Genomic DNA, 16,675 nt, shown 5'->3' with positions numbered 1-16,675 from the left:
TTTGGGAGAAAGCTCTAGCCTAAGTCAAATCCGAGTGCTTGCAAAGTTTGCTGCTTCACACTCTGCTTATTTTGGGCTGGTTCTTGCTGCAGTTGTTGTAGTACTTGTTCACACTGCTTGTCAGGGGATGAGAGCGGGTGATGTGAGAGGTGAAAACTGAGCATTGAGAGAGAAGAGAGAAGAGAGAAGAGGATAGGTAAGCGTCATGACGGCAGGCATTAACCTAGCCGCCATGACGAGTGACCGAGAAAGAGTTCGCTTAGCTGCGCAGGCTCTCGATCAGGTAGTTGAGGCTAGGGCTCTCTTCTAAGTTACTGGTCGGGATGACGTTGTACTTAGGCGGCACCAGCCAGTCGCGCTGCACCAGCTCGTCGAGTAGATCCAGGTATTGCACGCTGGTCTTACCTACGAGCAGGTTGTCCAGGCTACGGGTCTTAGACAGGTGTAACATATCCAGGAAGCCGCTCAGGTAGAGGTGATCCTTAGTGAAGCCGCCGCCGCGATAGACACGGGCCGTGGTCATGAAGGCATCATCCTTGTCCATCTCCAGCTCATCGATGAGATAGCTGTAGGTGAGATAGAAGTCCTGCTCCTTGAGCATTGAGTCTACCGCCAGCACGCGCGCCGCCAGGGTGTTGAGGCGTGAGTGGGCCATGAAGCCCGCCTTAAGCTCGGCCAAAATCGCCAAACCTTCCTGGGTATAGGTCGAGCCGGGCAGACCCAGACGCAGCACCTTGAGCGATTGCTGCTTGGCGTTGAGCGTGGTGGCCATGTGCACCCCAAGCTCATGCTGGATCAGCCGCTGCACCTCGCTCTCGTGGAACTGGGCATGGGTGCTGATCGCCAGCTGCGCCGGATTGGAGCTGACCATGGCGCGGGCGACTATGGCACCGCTGAGGCCAATCTTACAGCGCATCTGCCACTGCTCGGCGCTCTGCTTCATCATCTCGCACACCTGATGGGCATCCAGGCTTTCCCCTCTCTCTTCGGGGATCTCCTTGGCGTACAGCAGGAACTTGGCGTTGGCGATGGCGCTCTTATCCGGGCGGCCATGATAACGCAGCGAGTTGTAGACGAAGCCTTCCTGACCGACGCTGGTCAGGAGATCTATCTGTTCGCCCAGCTTGTTAACGATATCCTTGTAGAGCTGCTTGAGCGCAGGGTCGGCAATATTGTCTATGGGCAGACGATAGAGACGATACTTAAACTCGTTGGCATCGATAGGCAGCTGACGATAGGCAAAATTTGGCTTGAAACGACTCGGCGCCTTCATGAAACGTCGACGCTCGGCCGCCAGGTTGGTCGGGTTGACATACTTTAGCGTGTCGACCTTCTGTGCCAGGCGGAATAGGGCGGCGTCTATCTCCAGCACCTCGGGCTCGATGGCGCTGCTGAGCATGTCGGCGCTACGGGTCTTGCTCTGGCGATTGAGCTTGCGCTGGAAGTAGGCGCTGGTGGCGCTAAAGGCGTTCTTAAGTCCCAGCTTGAGATCGTCCAGCACTATGGGGTAGACCTCGCCGGTCAACTCATCCATAAACACCTTCTTGATCTCCGTCGGCAGCACTAAGGTGCGGTCGAAGCGGGCGTTGGTGTGGGCGATCAGGTAGCCGCGGCCCTCGAAGGCTACGTCCAGCTCGGCGTCAACCTCTACGTTGGGCAGGGTGATGGTCTTGAGTTCACGCTGGAACTTGTGAACCACGCTGCCCCAGCGCTCCATATCGATCTGTGAGGTGCCTATGTTAAACACGGGCGTCGCCTTCTCGATACGCTTGTAGTTGTAGGAGTGCAGGTCGAACACGATCACCATGCCGAACATGCTCTCCAACTTGGCGATCAAGGCCTCGTAGAGTCGATAGAAATCTTGGTGTTTGGCGTGGCTGATGGCGCGCTGCTTGGCACTTAGCGGCTTGCGCCACACCTGCTTCATCCAGGCGGACTTGTAGTAGGTACTCAAGCTCTTAGGGCGGTTGAGATCGTACTCGAAGCGCGAGTCGCTGCCCGCCAGGGTAATGGGCTGGGAGGCGATCACCTCGTCGGTGAAGGGATCTTCCTCGAAGTAACGCTCCTCGGCGCTCAGCTGACATAATTTGATCAGCTCAGGGCGCAGGTTGTGCCCCGCGTGAATCGCGGTGCACACTACGGGCAGATACTCTTGGATGGTGATCACACAGCCGGAGGAGGCCAGCTGGCCTGAGAATGTCTCCCCGCGTTTAATCAGGGAGAGCATCTGGTCGAGACTATAGATTTGCATTTTCTACCGCTTGACGATATGCACTCTTACGTTGCACCAATAGCTCTTTGGAGTTGATGATGTTTTCGGCGAAATCGATCACCTGCTTCTGCAGGCGGACGCGGTTAAGCTTGTTGATACGCGTGATGCCGCCCGGGCTGAGGACGTTAACCTCGACCAGCTTGTTGCCGATCACATCCAGACCGGTGAAGTAGAGGCCGTCGCGCACCAGCTTAGGGCCGATGGCGGCGCACAGCTCGCGCTCTTCACGTGTGATTGTGTGTCTGACCACGCTGCCGCCGGCATGGACGTTAGATCTGAACTCGCCAGAGGCGGGAACGCGGCGCATGGCGCCAATAGGCTCGCCGTTGAGCATCAGGATGCGCTTGTCGCCTTCCTCGGCGCCTTCGATGTAATCTTGCAGGATCACATAGTTGCTCTGCTCGTCGGTGCCGATATAGAAGTCCAGCAGCGAGCTGAAGTTTTGGCGGGCGCTCTTTTCGATCACGATAACGCCATGACCACCGAAGCCGTTGAGTGGCTTGAGGATCATCTTATCGCTTTCGCTCTCTTCCAGCACACGTTGCAGGTAGTCGCGGTTCTTCGACACGTGGGTGGCAGGAATATACTGGCTCGCCGCACCGCTCATGCTGGCGGTGTAGAGTTTGTTGTTAGCGACTCTTAACCCTTCGAGATCGTTGATGATCAGGGTGTCGCCCTTTACCGAATCCAGGAAGTTAAGCGCCAGGTTATCCAGCGGCGGATTGGCGCGCATAAAGATGCAGTCGAAGCCAGCCATGGGCAGGCGCGCCTTATGAAATTCGGCGGAGCGGTAAAAGCGGGGAATGTTGTCCGATATCTTCATCCCTTTCTTGATGATTTGACAAAACCCGTAGACGCTACTGTCACGAATGGTCAGCCCACTGGTCGTGGTGATGGCAACGGTATGACCACGCTGCGCGCACTCATGAACTAATCTCAGGGTGGTATCGGTCTCAGGATCGATACGCTCCCACGGGTACATCAAAAAACAGATGTGCATTCTTTAAGCAACCTCATCTTCTGGGGGAGATTCCACATATTCATACTGTTCAACACGCTTATTAGTCGTGCTGTTTAGGGTGTGGAACTTTTTTGGTTCGCGGGTAAGCTTAGTGTATTTCAACCATACATGCTCAAGCTTGGTATTAGCCTTGTTGGGGTGTTTTAGTACCTTAACAAAGTGTTTTTCCTCTGCAGTTTCAGGCTCGAGATCGCCTGCTTCAAAGGCCTGCATAGTGTCGCCATATAGGCTCAACAATTCAGCTTCAGACAAGGTGAACTCTCCGGACTTACTGAAGCCGCGGGGAAAGTTTTTGTCATCAAAAAAACGCTTTTGACCAAAACGAAATGAATCTTCTGACATAACAACCTCTCACTGTGATAGCAACGCTGTAACTACAGGGTTTTTCGATCGCGAAATTATGATTTTTGTCGTTAAAAGAGAAACAAAACTTTTTTATCGTCACCATTAGGATTAGTTGTTATTCTCTCGGTGAAATTGACCGAGAGAATAAAATGGACGTCAAAGTATTTAAGACCTTTTTAGAGGTGGCCAGAACCCGGCATTTCGGCCGTGCGGCGGAGAATCTCTATATCACTCAGGCGGCCGTGAGCGCCCGTATTAAGCAGCTGGAGTCCTTCTTCGACTCCGCTCTGTTTGTGCGCAATCGCAACAGCATTCAACTCACTACCTCGGGTGAGCGTCTGGTGCCCTACGCCGAAGTGATGGTGAGCACCTTGGAACAGGCGAAGAACGAGTTGGCGCTGACCAACCATAAGGCGTTGCAGTTGACCATGGCGGGGACGCCCAATATTTGGGATGCCTACCTGCAGCACTGTTTGAGTAAGGTGACCGATGCCTTCGGCGGCTATGGCTTCCTGGCCGAGGCGCTGAGTCGCGAGCAGCTCAACCGTAATCTGCTGGAGCGCACCCTAGACATGGCTTTTGCCTTCGATCCGCTTAAGTCGGAGGAGTTGGTGTGTAAGCAGGTGGCCGACCTTATCTTAGTGTTGGTCTCGACCCGCCCCTGCGATCAGAGCGAGGCGCTGAGCGATAAGTATGTCTATGTGGATTGGGGGACACGTTTTGCCTCCGAGCACGCCGAGCGCCACTATCGTATGCCGCCACCCTATCTGCGCACCTCTACCGGGCGTATCGCGCTGGATTTTATTCTGGATAAGGCGGGGGCGGCCTATCTGCCGCTGTCTATCGTCGAGCCGTTCTTGCAATCTAAGCAGCTCTATCTAGTGGAAGGGGTGGAGCCCTGGAATCGTCCCATCTATCTCTCTTACCGCAAAGACAGCGGTTCGCTGGAGGCGATCATCAAGATTGAGGAGCTGGTCAAGGAGATAGACCCTCTGACTGCCTTCAGCCTACAACAGATAGGTCAGCTGGGCTGACCTGCTTGAACTGACTCTGGTGAAATGAGTAAGACGAGGCCGGCTAATCGTCGGCCTCCTCTTTTTGTTTGCGTTTGATGGCGATGCCAATACACAAGGCCGCGCCGCCCCAGGTCAGCGTCAGGGCAAACAGCATCATGATGAGGGCGCTGTGACTCATGTTTTACCTCCCGGATGTTGATCTGGATAGCCAGGCGACTTGCTGGTGAAGTTAATCAGCACGGCAAAGAAGAGCATGGTACCCACCAGGCCCCAGCCTAAGAAGAGCTGATCGGCAATGGGGTAGTCGCCATAACCGTTAACTAAGGTGTTATAGAGGTTCTTCGCCAATATGGTGGCCAGAATGGCCGGGCTGATGAAGCGCAGGCAGATCACAAACCAGCCGCCGACCCTAAACTCTGAATTTTCATTGGCATGCTGGTGGATCACAGTCACCTTGAGCAGCCAGGTGATGATCACCAGCTCCAGCAGGCAGCTGAGCAGCAGCGCGATGTTGTTAATAAAGTAGTCTACTAAGTCCAGCAGCAGTAGGCCGCCATTGGTGGCAAAGGCCATGGAGACCAGATAGCCCAGGCTACACACCAGCACGGCCGCGGGCTTGCGGCGCACATGAAACTTGTCGATCACTGCGCTGGTCACCGCCTCTATGATGGAGATGTGAGAGCTCAGTCCGGCGATCACCAGGGCGATGAAGAAGAGGGGCCCGAGAATATAGGGCGCCGGCATCAGGTTGATGGCCGTGGGTATGGTGACAAATGCCAGGCCTATGCCCGAGCTGACCACCTCGGTCAGCGGTTTCATCTGTTCCTCTGCCATATAGCCGAGCACGCCGAAGATCAGAATCCCCGCCAGAATAGAGAAGCCGCAGTTGATCAATACCGTCATGAAGGCGTTGTTGTTGATGTCGGCCTTAGTTGGCAGGTAGCTGGAATAGGCGAGCATGATGGCGAAGCCGACGCTGAGGGTGAAGAAGATCTGACCGTAGGCGGCGGACCAGACCTGGGCATCCAACAGGCGGCTAAAGTCGGGCTCGAACAAATAGTTGAGCCCCGACAGGGCGCCGGGCAGAAATAGGATACGGCCGATAAGGACCAGCACCATGATAAACAGCATGGGCATCATGATCTTGTTGGCCCGTTCGATCCCCCCTTTGACGCCGGTAAAGACAGCCATAAAGGTCATCAGCCAGGCGATGCTCATGGCGATCGCTATGCCGATTTGAAATTCTCCCAGGTGAGAGGGTGAGTTGTTGCCGAGTTTAAGATAATGATTGAAGAAGAAGTCATTGGGATTGTCGCCCCAGGCCTGACTGAAGGAGAAGCCGAGATAGGAGAGGGTCCAGCCGATGATGGCCACATAATAGACGGCGATCACCGCGGCGATAAACACCTGAAACCAACCGAGCCATTCGAGTCTGAAACCAAGCGTGTGGCCGAGTTGGGCGAAGATGCGTGGCGAGGTTTTCTTTATCTTATGGCCCAGGCTAAATTCCATGATCATAAAGGGGATGCCGGCGGTGATCATGGCAAATAGGTAGGGGATGAAGAAGGCGCCGCCGCCGTTGTCATAGGCCATGTAGGGGAATCGCCAGATGTTGCCTAGGCCGATGGCCGAGCCGACCGCCGCCAAAATAAAACCTACCCTAGAGTTCCACTGCTCTCGTTTCATCGATCACCTCGAGCCTCGCGCCTTTTAACAGTAATTCTAGACGCTTATGTCGAGGTGGGGCAGAAATTGTCCTGCCCATGCTTGGTTAGAGAGCTGACTAGAGAGTTGGTTAGAGAGCTGACTAGAGAGTTGGTTAGAGAGCTGACTAGATAGCTGGTTAGAGAGCTGGCTAGAGAGTCGGTTATTGCACCGCTTAATACTTGGAGTTAGTCGCCCCGCTCGAGGGATTTTAGCTGGCGGTAAATAGCCTCATTGGCCGGTGTGGCTACGCCGTACTCGGCGGCGCGGCTCAGTAGGTAGCCGGTGATCGCCTCGATCTCCGTCTGGCGGCCATGGTGGATATCCTGATGCATGGAGGAGTAGTTGCTAGCGGTAAGCTGGATCACCTGATAGACGCGCTCGGTCAGCTGCGCTTGGTCCAGTGCTATCCCATCAGCGTTTGCCACGGCAACTACCTCTTGGACAAGCGCATGTATGGTTGGCGTAAATTTAGCACCGGCCAGCTCGCCGTTGCGGCAGTCGTTGATGGCGGTCAGCGGGTTGATGGCGATATTGATGGCGAGTTTCTGCCACAGCATGGGCAGAATGGGCTCGCACCACTCGCTGTTGTGGATCGCTCCAAGCAGCGCTTGGCGTAGATTGTCCGCAAGCCTCGGTCCCTGAGCGTGACCAACTTGTGTCAGCCCGGCTCCGGTTTGTCTGATCTGCCACCTTCCCAGTTTCAGGGCGCCTTGGGAGGTGGTCCCCAGGCTTAGGCCGCGACCAGCTAGATGGGGCGCCACGCTAAGGTGTGGGCCCAGGCCATTGTGTAGCAAGAGTATGTGCGTATCGGTCGGAAGGGCGTCTAAAAGTGGCAGCAGGGCCGCCTCGACCTGATAGGCCTTGACGCAGACGATAAGCAGCTCGCAGCTGGCCAGCATTGATTTGTCGATAAACTGTGCCTGGCGTGTAACTGTCTCGCCTTCGAGATTGGTGAACTCCAGCGTCTGGCTATCCGCGCTTGCGTCTCTACCCAGCAGCGCGGGCGTGACTCCATAGGCTGATAGCTGGTGGAAGATCAGCTGACCTATGGCGCCGGCGCCCAGGATCACTATCTTACTCGCATGAGTCATATCACTTGTCGTCATGACTGGGTCTTAGCCCGGGTTTTACCGATCACGGCGGCCTTGATATAGCGGCGGTAGAGCCAGAGGCCGAAGTAGAACAGCAGCACACCCACCATGTCGGCGATGAAATCGGCGCTGGAGGCGCTGCGATAGGGCAGGCGCGACTGCACCAGTTCGATAAAGAGGGCATAGCCGGCCAGTATGCCTGCCAGGCTGTACCACTTAGGCTCGAAGGCGAGATGGGTCAATAGCGCCAGACAGAAGAAGCTGCCCAGATGACCAAGCTTATCCATGTGTGGGATCACTTGTGGGTAGTTAGGACGGGAGAATACCAGGTAACTGATCACTATGATGGCAAGAAGAAGCGCTATCTTAAAAAAGGTTTTTCGAGAATTCACGGGTCGCTTAGGTTAAGTGGTTTTGCCCAATCATAGGAAAATGTCATCTTAAAGTCATTAAGAAACGCCTGTTGTAACATTAAGAATTTTTGGCGCTCACAGGCCCGAGCGGGTAAACTAGCGGGCAGATAAAGTGGTTAGGGCCTGTTGAACTTCTAAGTTTAATTTTTGTTCATTCTAAACGCGTTTTGCGCGAGGCGAGAGCTATGAAGCATAGTTACTCTATGTGAATTGCAGCACGCGTTTAGATGAACCCGTTGGGAAGCGTTTGTAGGCCATTTCTACGGCGTTATCGCCAGTTTGTGTAGGATACTACACGACACAGGCTCTACCTTGTATAAATCACCTGCAAACTGCTGCAAAAACAAACAGCAAAGATCAACAGGCCCTAAATAGAGGAAGATAAATATGCCTTCGATGGATATCGTATCGGAAGTAAACGAAGTTGAACTGCGTAACGCGGTAGATAATACGCGCCGCGAACTGGATAGCCGTTTCGATTTTCGCGGTGTCGAGAGCGATGTCACCTATAAAGATCATCAGGTGACCCTGTCATCTGAGTCTGATTTCCAGTGCCAGCAGATGGTCGACATGCTGCGCAATCAGCTGAGCAAGCGTAACGTGGACCCAGCCTCTATGGACGTTGCCGAGAAGGCGATTCACAGCGGCAAGACTTTCTCACTCAAGGTGACCTTTAAAGAGGGGATCGACAGCCTGGTGGCCAAGAAGCTGGTGAAGCTGATTAAAGACAGCAAGCTTAAGGTGCAGGCCGCCATTCAGGGTGACTCGATTCGAGTGACCGGTAAGAAGCGTGATGATCTTCAGGCGGTGATGGCCATTGCTCGCGAATCGGATCTGGGCCAGCCGTTCCAGTTCAATAACTTCAGAGACTAATACCAATCGTAGTAAATAACTGATCACTCTAGCTGGTTAAAAGGTCCGATAACGGTGTTATCATTTTTGATTGTAGAATAACTACTTATCAAAAATTCTGCCTGGTTCTCGACCGTTTTTCCTGCGCTATTTCTGATCACTTACTTACCGTGATTGGTATCATTCTCGCCTGCTTCAATTTAAGAAGCGTCAAGCTCTGATTAAAAAGCCCCGCCGATGAGCGGGGCTTTTTATTGCCTGTTATCGAGACGAGTGAGCTTTGGGTGCTGGCCTCTTGCCTACTGGTCTCTTGCCTACTGGTCTCTCGCCTGCTGGCCATTAGGTGAGTCCAGGGACTCGGTCTGCTCGTCGCCATTGGGGTGGGGGGCGTATTTCTGCACCAAGACAATCAGCCCCAGCACAGGGAAGCCGATGACGCTGGCGGCGACGAAGAAGTTCACATAGCCGTAAGCATCGATATATTGGCCCGAGAAGCCCGCCACAAACTTGGGAAACAGCAGCATGATGGAGGATAGCAGGGCGTATTGGGTGGCGCTGTAACCGCTGCTGGTCAGGCTGGAGAGGTAGGCGATAAAGGCGGCGGTGGCGACTCCGGCGCTGAAGTTGTCGATGGAGATCACCACAGTCAATAGCTCTAGGTTGTAGCCGATCATCGCCTGATAGGCGAAGAGCAGGTTGGTGACCGCCACCATGAAGGCGCCTAGGAAGAGGATCTTCATGGTGCCATAACGGGCCAGCAGCATGCCGCCGGCGCCAGCGCCCACTAAGGTCATGATCAGGCCGTAGACCTTGCTCAGGGTGGCTATCTCCGTCTTAGAGAAGCCCATGTCCACATAGAAGACGTTGGCCATGATCCCCATGACAATATCCGAGATCCGGTAGCAGGAGATCAACAGCAGGATCAGTATGGCGCTGCGGCCGTAACGTTTAAAAAAATCGATGAAGGGCAGTATGCTAGCGGTATAGAGCCAGGAGGCCGCCGCAGCCACGGGCCTTGGGTAGCGCTCTGATAGGCTCTGCTTCAGGTCTGATTCTATCTGGTCCGCCTCCTTGGCCTCGACCTTGGGCTCGCGGCTCAATAATGTGGTGAAGATACCGATAAACATCAGGCCCGCCATGACCAGGTAGGCAGTCTGCCAGGAGGCGAGATCATAGGTCTCGCTATTAGGGTCGACCCAGGCGGCAATGGTCAGGGCGCCGGCGGTGGCGACAATCATGGCGCTGCGATAGCCCACCTGATAGGCGGCCGCGAGGGCGGCCTGCATCTTCTGCGGTGCCGATTCGATACGAAAGGCATCGATCACAATATCTTGGGTGGCCGAGGCAAAGGCGACCATGAGGGCGAATAGCGCCAGGCGCTCTAGGTCGGCCAAGGGGTCACTCTGGCTCATGCCTAAGATGGCCACCACCAACAGCATTTGGGCGAAGAGCATCCAGCCGCGGCGTCGTCCCAATATTTGGGTGAAAAAGGGCAGCGACATGCGATCTACCAGAGGCGACCAGGCCCACTTAAAGCCATAGGCGAGGGCTATCCAGCTGAAATAGCCGATGGCGGTGCGATCTATGCCTGCTTCCCGCAGCCAGAAGGAGAGGGTTGAGAACACCAGCATCAAGGGGAGGCCGGCGGAGAAGCCGAGAAACAGCAGGATCAAAACCCGCTTGTGGAAATAGATGGTGAGGGCGTCTCGCAATCGGGAAACTCGGGATGCAATCAAAATAGCAGTCGGTGTTGTCAGGCTAGGTGGGGTTAGCTTAAACGCTGGCGCCGCAAATAAAAAGTGAAAAATCCGTCATGAAAAAAGCCCAGTCCCGAAAGACTGAGCTTGGCTTTTTTTCGACTTATCTTAATAAAGACAGTCGCTATGACATTGAGCTTGGCCTGGTACCGACACAACAACTTGGGCAGGTGCCACCGAGACTGAGAAAATCGCAGCAATCGTCTATCTGCTTTCGCAAGAACTGATTGCCCCGAATGGTCCAGTCGGGCCACCTGTCGAAGGCGTGTATCAAGTGCCAAAACACTCGCTCGATATCGGTTTGCGCATCACCCTGATGATTGAACTGTGCCCACTCTTCAAGGGTGTCCCATAAGTAAAGCTGGATCTCATTGAAATCGAGTTGATTATTTAAAAACGCTTTTCCATATTGAGCCAGCTGGGGCGCTTTATTATCGATGAACTCATTGGGTGTCATCGTCCGCCTCCTTGCTACTACAGGCCTAAGTATAGCCAGTGGATTGAATGCCAGTTGTCTGAGATAAAAAAATTAATGTTCTGATTTATGGCACTTTAATGAAAGAAACATCAATCTTGAATTAAAGTGCCATTAATTTTGAATGAATGCAAAGTCTTATGTTTATCTTAGGCCGCTAAACTTTACTTACTGTCTAGGTAACAGGGTGGCCTTCTTGAGGATGATCGGCTGCACCGGGAAGTCGGGCCAGCCCAGCTTGGTATTGATCTGCGTCTCTACCTCGGCCATGGCTTCCAGCACTTCCATCCCCTCGCTGACTTCACCGAAGACGGCATAACCCCAGCGACGCTTAGAGGGGTCAAGACGCTTGTTGTCACCTACGTTAAAGTAGAACTGGGCGGTGGCCGAGTGAGGATCGTCTTCGCGGGCCATGGCGATGGTGCCCAGGCCGTTGCTCAGGCCATTGCCCGACTCGTTAACGATAGGCTTGCCATAGGGCTTCTCTTCCAGCTTGGGATTGAGACCGCCGCCCTGCACCACGAAACCCGGGATGATGCGGTGAAACAGGGTGTTGTCGTAGTGGCCCTTGACCACATAGGTGAGAAAGTTATCTACCGTGATGGGGGCACGCTTACGATCCAGCTCGACCACTATATTACCCATGGTGGTTTCCAGTTTGACCTTGGGATAGATGGTGTCGCTCTGAATGTCCAGTGCCTGCGCCAGGCCGGAAAAAGCGAGTAATAGTAGGGCGCCAAGCCAGATTCTCATATGAACTTCCTTATCTTAGTTATTGTTGGATGAACTGGTTGAGTTCGGGGTCGTTGATGATCTTCGCCGTCAGATCGCCGAGCAGGTCGTTGACCGACAGCTCCAGGGTTGCAAAGTCGGCGCTAAAGGGACCCGACACCAGGTTACGGGCGGTATAGCGCTTGGTAAAGGTCTTGCTTTCGTTACTGGCGATCACATTGATGATGATATCGTTGGTCGCCTGATAGCCAAAGGTAGTGTCGCTGACGTCGGTCAGCAGCTTTTCCAGCTGCAGCTGCATATGGTTCACCGAGCTTGGGTCGATGCGATATCCCGCTTTGGTAAAGCCGTCGCGAAACACCTGCTCCAGCTGACGACGGGGTGACTCAGATGGGCTGACCAGCCTGGCGGCATCCCCTTCATTATTAAAGCGGGCAATAAAGTTAGCCGAGCGGGTATCTATCATCTCGATGGCGATGGGCTTGGCCGGGATCCCTTGAGATTCAATCGCAGGCAGTTGCGGATTGAGCGCGATATGGGTCGGCGTATGAGAGGCGCAGCCAAACAGCAGGCCAGCACAGGCGATGATGGGAATAAATCGTTTCATAGCGGAAAATCATGCTGTAAAAAAGGTGGCATCAGCATACCAGAATCCTCATTGGATGCCAGTGGGTGACCTGTTTGTTAAGGCTTTGTTGCTCGCCGGGGTTTTAACTTAAACCAGAAAGCGTTAGAGTAAAAATTCCACTAAAAAGGCGCGGCCAAGTGGCCGTCAGCCAGATAACAAAGATAAGAAAGATAACAAGCAATGAAGATGGATATTCAATCCGGCGCGGTGCAGACCCTGGGGGCGCCGGATAGCCTGATCTCAAACTCGGGCCAGGTGCAATATGGTCACTTCGACGGCCCGGTCAAATCATTTGGCCTGGAGCACTTTCGCTATACCAATGTGATGGACAAGCCTGCCAGTCATCTCGCCCGGCATTTTCATTTTAAGCAGTTTCAGTTTGTCTCTGTGGTGACGCCAAGGTATGTGATTGGGGTCGCCATCGCCGATATCCGCTATGCCGGCACAGGTTTCTGTTACCTCTATGACATCAAGGCCAATCAGCTGGTGGAAACCACCTGGCTCAAGCCCCTGGCCATGGGTTGCCAACTGGCAGACTCCCCCTGGAATGGCCGGGCGCAGCTTGCCAGTGGCAAAGGGAAGGTGACCATAGAGATAGTCGAGGGAATTTGGCAGCTTAATATCGACACGGCGCAGATAAAGGCCGAGTTGGTGCTCACGCCTATGCCCCTTAGCCTGCCCATGGCCATGTGCAACCCGACAGGCTATAGCGGCTGGACCTATACCCAGAAGCACAATGGCCTCAAGGTAGGCGGCAGCCTCACCATTTACCACGAGCCTCAGCCCCTTAACCGCGCCCTGGCGGGCTATGATTTTTCCGCCGGTTATATGCGCCGTGAGACCAGCTGGCGCTGGGCCAGTATCAATGGCTATCAGGGGGATGATTTGCTCGGCCTAAACCTGGCGGCGGGGGTGAATGAGACCGGCTGCAACGAGAATGTATTTTGGGTCAACGGCGAGCGTCATCTGCTTGGGCCGGTGCATTTTGCCTTTAGCCGCGCGCCCGAAGTACATGACGATGCCAGCTGGCAGATAAACTCTCAGGACGGCCGGGTGGCGCTCAACTTCCGCCCGCTGAATCGCCGCCAGGAGAAGCTCAACCTCTGGCTGCTGAAGAGCAACTTCAGGCAGTATCTGGGCTATTTCGACGGCGAGATCCGCGACGGCCTGGGGCGTACTCACTACATAGATAATCTGCTTGGCTTAACCGAAGATCACTTTGCCCGCTGGTAGGGACTTTGCCCGTTGGTACGGCGTGCTTAGGAAATAACTTAGGGAATTTAAAGGAATAATTAGATGGATTTTAATTCACTCATCGCGCACCCCGAGGTGCTGTTACTTGTGCTGGCGCCGCTGTTTTTTGTCTGTATCCTGGCCGAGTGGTATTTGGGGGACCGTCGTGGTCGTCTGCCCGATAATGCCCGCTATCATCTGCCCGAGGTGCTGTGTAACTTTACCCTGGCGGGCCTGCATCAGGGAGCAGATATTCTCACCGGGTTATTGATCGCCAAGCTGTATCTCTGGGCGTTCGACTGGCGCCTGCTGGATATTCAGATGGGGCTGGGCAGCTTTATCGCGCTTATCATTGCCCAGGACTTTTGCTACTACTGGTTCCACCGCGCCAGCCACAGGGTGCGTTGGATGTGGGCGGCCCACGTGGCGCACCACAGCTCGGAGCGTATGAACTTCAGTACCGCCTTCAGGCAGAGCCTGATGTACCCCTTAGCCGGTATGTGGGTCTTCTGGTTGCCGCTGGTGGTCGTCGGCTTCGATCCTAACTGGGTGGTGTTTGCCGTGCTGCTTAACTTAGGACTGCAGTTTTTCGTCCATACCCAGGCGATCAAGACCCTTGGGCCCCTGGAGTGGCTGTTTAACACCCCGTCCCACCACAGGGTGCATCATGGACGCAATCCCCAATATATAGATAAGAACTACGCCGGCGTGCTGATCATCTGGGATCGCCTGTTTCGCACCTATGTAAAGGAAGAGGAGACTGTGGAGTACGGCATCACTAAGCCGGTGAACAGCTTTAACCCGCTGGTGGTTACCTTTAGCGAGTGGAAGGCGATGTTTAGCGAGGCCTTCGCGCCTGGGCTAAGCTTTAAGCAGCGCCTTGCCCTGATGTTTGCGCCGCCGGCGGCGCCCGAGCCGCAAGATGAGATTGCTGATGCCGAGCCCGAGCGTGAGCTTGCCTCATAAAAGCAAGGTTAATAAAAGCAAGGTTAATAAAAGAATCGCTTGGTGATCTAGAGGGAAGTAGTGTCTGACTAACCGCTAAGCTTCACTCATAAAAAAAACAGGGCCTAGGCCCTGTTTTTTGTGTCCGCAAGTTAAGTTACGCGCTGGTCAAGTGAGGAGTTGGTCAGATTCGGCCTGCTGGCCGAGCCATCAGCTTTGGTGGTCTGGCTCGTTCACATCTTTAGCCGGTTTAACCGGCTCTTTCGCTGACTTGATGGCCCGCAAGATCACAAACTTGCCGTTAGAGGCGGCCGTTTCGCAGTTCTTAAAGATCCGCTTAAGCTTGACGTGGTAACCCAGGTGGCGATTGCCCACCACCTGCAGCATGCCGCCAGGCCTGAGCTGGTGGAAGGCGTCTAAAAACATCTGCCAGGCGATATGATCTGTAATAGCCTCGCCCTGATGAAAGGGGGGATTACAGAGCACAAGATCCGGTTTCACCTCATCGCCCAGGTGGGTCAGGCAGTCATCCCAGTGAAAGTGGCCCTGTGGCATGGCTTGCTCTGGGTTGTCGAGCTTGTTCGCCTGCCAGTTTTGTCTCGCCGAGGTGATGGCCATCTCTGAGTCATCCACGAAATGAACCTCAGCGTCCGGATAACACTGCTTGGCCCTCAGCCCCAGGATGCCGTTGCCGCAGCCGAGATCCACTATGGTGTTAAACTGGCCTTCGGGCAGATTGTCCAGCATGATGCGGGCGCCTATATCCAGCTTGTTGGCGGCGAAGACATTGCTGAGGTTGCTGATGCTGAGGTTAAACTCCTTCACCGGCCAGCTCACCTCGCTCGGCAAGGCTCTTTGTTTACCGTCGGCGATACAGGTGATCACCCGGGTCTTCTTCCAAGCCAGGCTGGCGCTGGCAGGCCCCAGATGCTTGGCGATGGTCTCAAGTAGTGACTTATTGATCGACTTGGCCTTGGCGCCAATATACACAGGGGTGTTGGGCGCTAGCGACTGAGACAGGCGCTGCAGCTGGTGGATAAAGTAGTTGAGATTTTTCGGCAGCTTCATCAGCACCAAGTTTATGCCTTGGGGCGGCAGCTCGCGGCTGTTGAGCCAGGTGAGCTTGCTATCGCTTAGCCGATTAGCGTTGAAGTTTTGCAGTGTGCCTAGCTGACTCGTCTTAGCATCTGTCTCGACCCAGATAGGCCAGTCGGCCGCCTGGGCCTTGAGGGCGGCGCACAGGGCGCCGAAGCTGTCGTTGATGACGGCGGTGTTATCAGCCTTCTGCTCAATCTCCTTTAGGTGTTTTATCAGGTGCTCGTCCGCCGCGTCCCAGGCCTGCAGGTTAGAGACCTGATTGGCGGGATAACGGGAGAGACTCAGCTCGATATCGGCAACGGAGAATTGAGTTGTCATGGCTAGGCTGCTACTTTGAAAATTGGGGCGGCGATTATCGCAGATTTGGTCCGCGAGGTATATGCCTGGCGATGTGTGAGTTAGGTGACTAGGGCAGTAGGAAGCGACAGATGCAACAGCAAGGGTTTGGGTTTGAAGATATTGGCGACGAGGCCAAAGATGAAGGGGCTGACAATCAACCGACTCCCAGGCCGCCTATTACCCTGATCCCTGGGTATCTCAATCAGGCTCAGCAAGGCGCCTTGCTTGATGAGGCCGAGCACTATCCCTTCAGCCGACCAGAGATTACTCTCTTTGGCCGCACCCATCCCATCCCCAGGCGTCAGGTATGGTTTGGCGACGACGGCTGCGATTATCTCTATTCAGGCCTCTTCATTCGCGCCGAGCCTTGGCCCAAGTATGCCCTGCGCCTGCGGCAGAAACTGCAGCGAGACTTTGGCCTGATAAGCAATGGCGTGCTGGTCAACCATTATCATGATGGCAGCGACACCATGGGCTGGCACAGCGATGATGAGGCCGAGATAGTCCCGGGCTCGGATATCGCCTCAGTGACACTTGGGGCCAGTCGCTCCTTCTTTTTGCGCCATACTCAGAGTAACACCAAGGTCGAGCTGATGCTCAATAGCGGCGATCTGCTGATCATGCACTGGCCCATGCAGTCGAGCTGGCAACATGCGCTACCGAAACGAGCCAAGGTAACCCAGCCTAGGCTAAACTTGACCTATCGGCATTTAATTCCACACTTTCATCAGGGGTAAAGTGATTGCGCCGA

General features: G+C 54.4%; 17 protein-coding genes. 5 read left to right on the top strand and 12 right to left on the bottom strand.

All coding sequences use genetic code 11. From position 1 onward, the window contains the following. Nucleotides 1-259 precede the first annotated feature (259 nt). Genes K0J45_RS14880 through K0J45_RS14870 form a run of 3 tightly spaced genes read right to left on the bottom strand, consistent with a single transcriptional unit; the run spans nucleotide 260 to nucleotide 3,635 of the window. The gene (locus tag K0J45_RS14880; protein ID WP_220043118.1) at nucleotides 260-2,251 is read right to left on the bottom strand and encodes a flavohemoglobin expression-modulating QEGLA motif protein; all 1,992 of its coding nucleotides are present in this window, start codon (nucleotides 2,249-2,251) and stop codon (nucleotides 260-262) included. Then, nucleotides 2,238-3,272 carry a glutathione synthase gene (gene gshB / locus K0J45_RS14875; RefSeq protein ID WP_011866696.1) on the bottom strand — a complete coding sequence of 345 codons (1,035 nt, stop codon included), beginning with the start codon at nucleotides 3,270-3,272 and terminating at the stop codon, nucleotides 2,238-2,240. Before gshB ends, K0J45_RS14880 begins: the two co-directional genes overlap by 14 nt. 3 nt (nucleotides 3,273-3,275) lie before the next feature. Then, complete coding sequence (locus tag K0J45_RS14870; protein ID WP_011866695.1) at nucleotides 3,276-3,635, bottom strand: MaoP family protein; 360 nt, start codon at nucleotides 3,633-3,635, stop codon at nucleotides 3,276-3,278. 152 nt (nucleotides 3,636-3,787) lie between these two features. Between K0J45_RS14870 and K0J45_RS14865 the strand changes: the two genes are divergently transcribed. Next, nucleotides 3,788-4,672 carry a LysR family transcriptional regulator gene (locus K0J45_RS14865; protein WP_011866694.1) on the top strand — a complete coding sequence of 295 codons (885 nt, stop codon included), beginning with the start codon at nucleotides 3,788-3,790 and terminating at the stop codon, nucleotides 4,670-4,672. Nucleotides 4,673-4,715: 43 nt separating this feature from the next. On the opposite strand, the gene K0J45_RS14860 is transcribed toward K0J45_RS14865, so the two are convergent. The 4 genes from K0J45_RS14860 to K0J45_RS14845 form a co-directional block, all read right to left on the bottom strand. After that, complete coding sequence (locus K0J45_RS14860) at nucleotides 4,716-4,832, bottom strand: MetS family NSS transporter small subunit (RefSeq protein WP_150099973.1); 117 nt, start codon at nucleotides 4,830-4,832, stop codon at nucleotides 4,716-4,718. Further along, the gene (locus K0J45_RS14855; RefSeq protein ID WP_220043117.1) at nucleotides 4,829-6,340 is read right to left on the bottom strand and encodes a sodium-dependent transporter; all 1,512 of its coding nucleotides are present in this window, start codon (nucleotides 6,338-6,340) and stop codon (nucleotides 4,829-4,831) included. Before K0J45_RS14855 ends, K0J45_RS14860 begins: the two co-directional genes overlap by 4 nt. 206 nt (nucleotides 6,341-6,546) lie before the next feature. Continuing rightward, nucleotides 6,547-7,467: a ketopantoate reductase family protein gene (locus K0J45_RS14850; RefSeq protein ID WP_220043116.1), complete on the bottom strand. Its 921-nt coding sequence runs from the start codon at nucleotides 7,465-7,467 to the stop codon at nucleotides 6,547-6,549. Continuing rightward, nucleotides 7,464-7,844: a VanZ family protein gene (locus K0J45_RS14845; RefSeq protein ID WP_011866691.1), complete on the bottom strand. Its 381-nt coding sequence runs from the start codon at nucleotides 7,842-7,844 to the stop codon at nucleotides 7,464-7,466. The genes K0J45_RS14850 and K0J45_RS14845 overlap by 4 nt, the downstream gene beginning before the upstream one ends. Before the next feature lie 408 nt (nucleotides 7,845-8,252). Between K0J45_RS14845 and K0J45_RS14840 the strand changes: the two genes are divergently transcribed. After that, on the top strand, nucleotides 8,253-8,738 hold the full coding sequence (locus K0J45_RS14840; protein ID WP_220043115.1) for a YajQ family cyclic di-GMP-binding protein: 486 nt from the start codon (nucleotides 8,253-8,255) through the stop codon (nucleotides 8,736-8,738). 293 nt (nucleotides 8,739-9,031) lie between these two features. On the opposite strand, the gene K0J45_RS14835 is transcribed toward K0J45_RS14840, so the two are convergent. From K0J45_RS14835 to K0J45_RS14820, 4 genes are all read right to left on the bottom strand, one after another. Continuing rightward, nucleotides 9,032-10,453, bottom strand: coding sequence for an AmpG family muropeptide MFS transporter (locus K0J45_RS14835; RefSeq protein ID WP_220043114.1), 1,422 nt, complete (start codon nucleotides 10,451-10,453; stop codon nucleotides 9,032-9,034). Nucleotides 10,454-10,598: 145 nt separating this feature from the next. Beyond that, the gene (locus K0J45_RS14830) at nucleotides 10,599-10,931 is read right to left on the bottom strand and encodes a hypothetical protein (RefSeq protein WP_011866688.1); all 333 of its coding nucleotides are present in this window, start codon (nucleotides 10,929-10,931) and stop codon (nucleotides 10,599-10,601) included. A gap of 186 nt (nucleotides 10,932-11,117) precedes the next feature. Continuing rightward, the gene (locus K0J45_RS14825) at nucleotides 11,118-11,702 is read right to left on the bottom strand and encodes a peptidylprolyl isomerase (RefSeq protein ID WP_220043113.1); all 585 of its coding nucleotides are present in this window, start codon (nucleotides 11,700-11,702) and stop codon (nucleotides 11,118-11,120) included. Nucleotides 11,703-11,721: 19 nt separating this feature from the next. After that, on the bottom strand, nucleotides 11,722-12,288 hold the full coding sequence (locus K0J45_RS14820; protein WP_220043112.1) for a YajG family lipoprotein: 567 nt from the start codon (nucleotides 12,286-12,288) through the stop codon (nucleotides 11,722-11,724). 201 nt (nucleotides 12,289-12,489) lie between these two features. Here K0J45_RS14820 and K0J45_RS14815 point away from each other — a divergent pair, with 201 nt between their 5' ends. Together K0J45_RS14815 and K0J45_RS14810 are read left to right on the top strand one after the other, a co-directional pair. Continuing rightward, nucleotides 12,490-13,542 (top strand): DUF2804 domain-containing protein, encoded by a 1,053-nt coding sequence (locus tag K0J45_RS14815; protein ID WP_220043111.1) that lies wholly within the window; start codon nucleotides 12,490-12,492, stop codon nucleotides 13,540-13,542. A 63-nt stretch (nucleotides 13,543-13,605) separates the two neighbouring features. Next, the gene (locus K0J45_RS14810; protein WP_220043110.1) at nucleotides 13,606-14,508 is read left to right on the top strand and encodes a sterol desaturase family protein; all 903 of its coding nucleotides are present in this window, start codon (nucleotides 13,606-13,608) and stop codon (nucleotides 14,506-14,508) included. A 189-nt stretch (nucleotides 14,509-14,697) separates the two neighbouring features. Here K0J45_RS14810 and K0J45_RS14805 read toward each other — a convergent pair whose 3' ends face one another. Further along, nucleotides 14,698-15,903, bottom strand: a complete 1,206-nt coding sequence (locus K0J45_RS14805; protein WP_220043109.1) for a methyltransferase — start codon at nucleotides 15,901-15,903, stop codon at nucleotides 14,698-14,700. Between the two features lie 110 nt (nucleotides 15,904-16,013). Between K0J45_RS14805 and K0J45_RS14800 the strand changes: the two genes are divergently transcribed. Then, complete coding sequence (locus tag K0J45_RS14800) at nucleotides 16,014-16,661, top strand: alpha-ketoglutarate-dependent dioxygenase AlkB family protein (protein WP_220043108.1); 648 nt, start codon at nucleotides 16,014-16,016, stop codon at nucleotides 16,659-16,661. Nucleotides 16,662-16,675 lie beyond the last annotated feature (14 nt).

It is taken from the genome of Shewanella alkalitolerans (assembly GCF_019457575.1).
Classification (GTDB): domain Bacteria; phylum Pseudomonadota; class Gammaproteobacteria; order Enterobacterales; family Shewanellaceae; genus Shewanella; species Shewanella loihica.
This window is presented reverse-complemented; position numbering and strand designations above follow the sequence as displayed.